Origin of the sequence: Arachidicoccus sp., assembly GCF_050436765.1 — a bacterium.
Lineage (GTDB): Bacteria > Bacteroidota > Bacteroidia > Chitinophagales > Chitinophagaceae > Arachidicoccus.
Map to the genome: position 1 here is coordinate 1 of NZ_JBNQGD010000297.1, position 5,061 is coordinate 5,061.

Consider the following 5,061-nt stretch of genomic DNA (forward strand, 5'->3'; position numbering starts at 1 on the left):
CTAAACTTCTTTAATTAAGTATCAAATTATGCGGGTGCAACCTGCACCAATCTTACGGCTTGGAATTGCAACAATGTAAAAGGCAAAGAAATAATTCAGAAAATAGGCTACGAGAGTCTTGATAAAATTCGTGACTTATTTATCTTTTCCTGTGCTACAGGATTACGTTATAGTGATTTAGTAGATTAAAAACGCGCACATTCGAGATAATTCAATTTATAAAAAATCAATCAAGACCGGACAAAATTTAGAAATTCCTCTAAATGCGATTAGTTATTGGATAATTGCCAAAAATGGTGCATTGTTATTTACCGATCACTGTTTTCTGGGAAAACAAAAAATGGATTGCATTTTTGCGAGATTTCAACAGAAGCTCAAAGGAAGTTTTTCCGTTGATTCGAAATTTACCACCCTTTTTACTACCTATTGTAAATAGAAAAGACTTAAAATATTGATTTGCAATAAATTAAGCCTTTAACTATGTAGCGAGATCGGGAATTGAACCCGAGACCTCAGGGTTATGAATCCTGCGCTCTAACCACCTGAGCTACCTCGCCGTGGTTTTCATTAAAACATACAATGCTTCAACGGGTTGCAAAAGTAATAGGAATTTATCTTTTATTCAAAAAATTATAGGTATTAATTTCTTGAACCTACGAAAGCGCTTATTCCCATTCAATAGTTGCCGGTGGTTTGCTGCTGATATCGTAGACTACGCGGTTTATTCCACGTACATTGTTGATGATTTCGTTAGAGATATCGGCTAGAAATTCGTAAGGTAAATGTGCCCAATCTGCCGTCATTCCATCTACAGAGGTTACAGCACGTAAGGCTAATGTATATTCATAAGTACGCTCATCTCCCATCACCCCTACACTCTTTACGGGAAGCAAAATAGCACCTGCTTGCCACACATTATCATAAAGCCCCTTATCTTTCAAAGCTTTAATATAATAATAATCGGCTTCTTGTAAAAGCATTGCTTTCTCTTCAGTCACTTCTCCCAAAATACGGATAGCTAAACCTGGTCCGGGAAAAGGATGGCGGCTAATCATATCTTTTGGTATGCCCAATTCCAAGCCCACTCTCCTTACTTCATCTTTAAACAAAAAACGAAGTGGTTCAATAAGTTGTAAATTCATTATATCGGGCAATCCACCCACATTGTGGTGCGACTTGATAGTAACGGAAGGCCCATGTACACTTACGCTTTCTATTACATCTGGATAAATGGTGCCTTGTCCCAAGAAACTAGCTTCTTTTATTTTCAAAGCTTCCCCATGGAAAACATCAATAAACAATTTACCAATGACTTTTCTTTTTGCTTCAGGGTCTGTTTTCCCGGCCAATTCTCTATAAAAAAGTTGTTTCGCATCGATGCCTTTTACATTTAAGCCGATGCCCTTGTAGGTCTCTAAAACCTGTTCAAATTCCCCTTTGCGCAACACTCCATTGTCCACAAATATGCCATGCAATCTATCACCGATAGCGCGACTGATAAGTGTTGCAGCCACAGTACTATCAACACCTCCGCTCAAAGCCATTATTACGTGCTTGTCGCCAATTTTTTCCTTCAAGCCAGCGATCGTTTCTTCCGCAAAAGAAGCAGGCGTCCAGTCTTGAGAACAGCCACAAATATTAACTAAGAAATTAAACAGTATCTTTTTCCCTTCAGTCGAATGATATACTTCTGGATGAAATTGCAATCCATAAAGAGGATGACTACCTCCTACTTTTCTAAAAGCTGCAACAGGAATGCTTTCCGTTGTGGCAAGTATTTCAAAACCTTCAGGCAACTCTTTTATAGAATCACTATGACTCATCCACACCTGTGATTTATCAGAAATACCTGTAAGCAACCCATCCTGTTTTTGTCCATTCATTTGAGCGCGACCATACTCCCGTTTATCCGATTTTTCTACACGGCCTCCAAATATTTTAGCCGTTAATTGAGCACCATAGCAAATGCCAAGAACCGGTACTTTTTCTATAAATGAAGCGACATCTACACTTGGTGCGTCCGATTCGTTCACACTACATGGTGAGCCACTCAAAATAATTCCTTTTAAATTTTCATCAATTGAAAAATCTTTATGATAGGGCAAAATATCACAATACACATTGGCTTCACGGACAGCGCGGGCAATGAGTTGTGTATATTGACTTCCGAAGTCCAGGATGATGATTTTTTCAGTCATAAAAATTGATTTAATCCAATGGAAAATTTTGCGCAAAGCTAATTCAAATAAAAAACATAAAGCAAAAAATCAAGAAGCCTTTCGCAAAACGATATTGCGGAAGGCTTTTAGAAGGAATTATCTACTCTTTGTAAAAATAAATTGCTTATTCACTAGCCGGGTTCATTATTCTACCCATAAATAAAATCGTATTTGAGGTATGCTCGCTAATAATAATTCCAAATGGGTGATCACAAATAATGGATGGCGGCGGCAGCGGCATAGATGTTGCGACAGCCCCGCCGACAGTAACAGCAGCTGCTTCTGTACCCTGCTCGTCCACATTTAAATAAGTAAATTGTTTTAAGAGATCAACATACAATCCAAGTGCGCGTGCGCGACTGTTTATTTTGGTCAAATCAGCCGAGTTTTGGGAAAATAAGTCCGTTATGCCCATTTTTTGCATGGCGGGTATTAGATTTACCTTGTAAGCTGAAATCTTAAATCTCGGTAAACCTATCTGTACCTTACCTGCATTCATACTATTTTGCAAATTACTCCATTGATTTTCGTCCATACTACTTAAAATATCCCCAATCTTATACCCTTCATTTGGTAAAATCACCGTCATTGAGAACTGGCCATTTCCATAAGGGAGGCGAATAGCTTCGTAATGATCCATAAAACGGTAATGAAAAGTATCTGTATTCATCATCATTTTAACCTGTTTTGTAGCCCCGCTACCCAAATAAAAAGTGTAATCTTTGGTATTATTTTTATCGAATTGAACAGACCAATTACCTTTAAAATAAAGTGCATTCAGCAAAAACATTACCGACATCGGAGTTATTTCTTTTTTATCAACAACATTGGTAATTTTTCCATTCGTTTTATCACTAGCCCATTGGTTGATAACATCGGCATCCGATGAAACAAAAGGTAATCCATCTACTTTAGCTTCAAAATAATCTTTTAACTGATCTATATAATTTGGCTCAACAGAAAAACTATTGCGATACCACAGGGAATTGAACAAACCTAATTGCACCTGTTTATCTGCGATAGGCAAATCTTGTAATAAAGTTTTATAAGTAGTGTCTATCGCACCTAAAGATAAGTTTTGCGACTGCAACGCATTTGCAATTTGGCTATATGTATTGCCAGAAGAACCATTTAACAACATGCCTAGGTCCATGTGCAAACTAAGCGGAGATACAAAAATATTGACAGAATCCAGTTGGACAGATTGTAGATTTTTAAAGAAGCTAAAAGAAAAGCCCGACATATTTTGGGATACTGTCGAAGGTATATTTATCTGCATTATAGGGCTATTTTGCCCCGCAGAATCTGATTGATGCAGCTGTTTGGCACATCCCCAGAGCAATAAACTGCCAATTATACAGACCGAAAGAGAAGATTTTTTCATACAATATCATCTAAATAGTGTTCATTCACGGATTATTAAACAGAATTTAACCCATAAATGCTACAATAAAAGCCAAACAAATTGCCTGGCTTTTCTACGGAATTGTACTAAAAAACATCTAAACCTTATTTAATAACAATTTTATATAAAAAATTGGGCTGGTCAGTTTTTTACGAATGTCAATTTCGTAAAACATACAACTCATTAATTCTTTCAGTTGTTTATTTTTCATTCCAACTCGGAGTATAAAATTAAACAATATAGGTTTATGAACAAGTTTATGTAAGCGAGTACTAAGTCTCAATTCTGACCCTAATTTTGCGTAAATTGCTTTGTCATAACTCTCTAAAAATGAAGCAGAAAAATCATTAGCAGCGATAGCAGCAACTGCTCTTTCTGCCGCGATACGGCCAGAATACAAAGCATTGCCAATGCCCTCTCCGGTAAAAGGGTCAATCAAATATGCCGCATCCCCAACAAGCATATAGCGTTCCCCGGAGATGACACGTTTTTTACTTCCCAAAGGCAATCCGTAGCCATCGATATTATCTATCAGTTCTGCTTCTTTAAACCGCTCTTTTAAAAGCGGATCATTTTCAACAGTATCAAGAAGCATCTTTTTTAAATTCAGTTTTTTCTTTCTTACAGTATCGCTCAAAATACCCACACCTACATTCGCCTCTCCATTGGGTAAAGGGAATATCCAAAAATAACCAGGAAGAAGTGTCTTTAAGAAATGTAGTTCTATAAACCCATCTTTATGTAACCCTGAAACATTTTTGTAGTATGCACGTACCCCAGCACAATAATGTTTAGGCTCCATGTGTATATTGGCAACTTCTTTTGTAAAACCCGAATGTGCACCATTAGCTACAATTACTAATTGAGTCTTTATTTGAAAATCACCACCTGCATTACTTAATAAATAGCCATCTTCTCCAAGCTTATATTTATCTACTGACTGTCCCTGAATGAGTTGAATACTATTACATAGCTTCATTTCTTCAACCAGAAAATTATCAAAATCAATGCGTTTACATACAAAACCGGCAGCGGTTGCTTCTTTGTTTTTATCATAATTAGGTTTATAACCCATATCCAAAAAAGCACGGTTAGGAGCAACAAAAGTGCCCCCCAGCTATCTTCTTTAAGTGCAAATGCACTCAATCGCTCTCCAATATTCTTGTCAATTCGATTTAATGCCGCCAAAGTCTTTCCGCTTAGTCCATCGCCACAAACTTTATCCCTTGGGAAGACTGCCTTATCTACCACAACGCAAGAAATTCCATATTGATGAAGCTGTAACGCTGTGGCTGCGCCTGCCGGCCCTGCACCTATAATACAAACTGTTGTTTCAATCATTGAATATAAAATTTAATAGGTCAACAAGATAAGTAAAAAGCGGATCAGGTTGAAATATTGGGGGATGTGTTTCATTAGGCATAAAGTTTAGCTAAT

Annotated in this window: 4 protein-coding genes and 1 tRNA gene; all 5 read right to left on the reverse strand. The window is 37.2% G+C overall.

All coding sequences use genetic code 11. From position 1 onward, the window contains the following. Positions 1-483 precede the first annotated feature (483 nt). Positions 484-557: transfer RNA gene (locus ACQR30_RS12875), tRNA-Met, on the reverse strand. Between the two features lie 108 nt (positions 558-665). Beyond that, the gene (guaA, locus tag ACQR30_RS12880; RefSeq protein ID WP_429735736.1) at positions 666-2,198 is read right to left on the reverse strand and encodes a glutamine-hydrolyzing GMP synthase; all 1,533 of its coding nucleotides are present in this window, start codon (positions 2,196-2,198) and stop codon (positions 666-668) included. A gap of 145 nt (positions 2,199-2,343) precedes the next feature. Continuing rightward, positions 2,344-3,603, reverse strand: coding sequence for a serpin family protein (locus ACQR30_RS12885; protein WP_429735739.1), 1,260 nt, complete (start codon positions 3,601-3,603; stop codon positions 2,344-2,346). Positions 3,604-3,721: 118 nt separating this feature from the next. Further along, positions 3,722-4,699 (reverse strand): NAD(P)/FAD-dependent oxidoreductase, encoded by a 978-nt coding sequence (locus ACQR30_RS12890; RefSeq protein ID WP_429735741.1) that lies wholly within the window; start codon positions 4,697-4,699, stop codon positions 3,722-3,724. Beyond that, positions 4,600-4,965 (reverse strand): NAD(P)/FAD-dependent oxidoreductase, encoded by a 366-nt coding sequence (locus ACQR30_RS12895; protein WP_429735743.1) that lies wholly within the window; start codon positions 4,963-4,965, stop codon positions 4,600-4,602. The genes ACQR30_RS12890 and ACQR30_RS12895 overlap by 100 nt, the downstream gene beginning before the upstream one ends. Positions 4,966-5,061 lie beyond the last annotated feature (96 nt).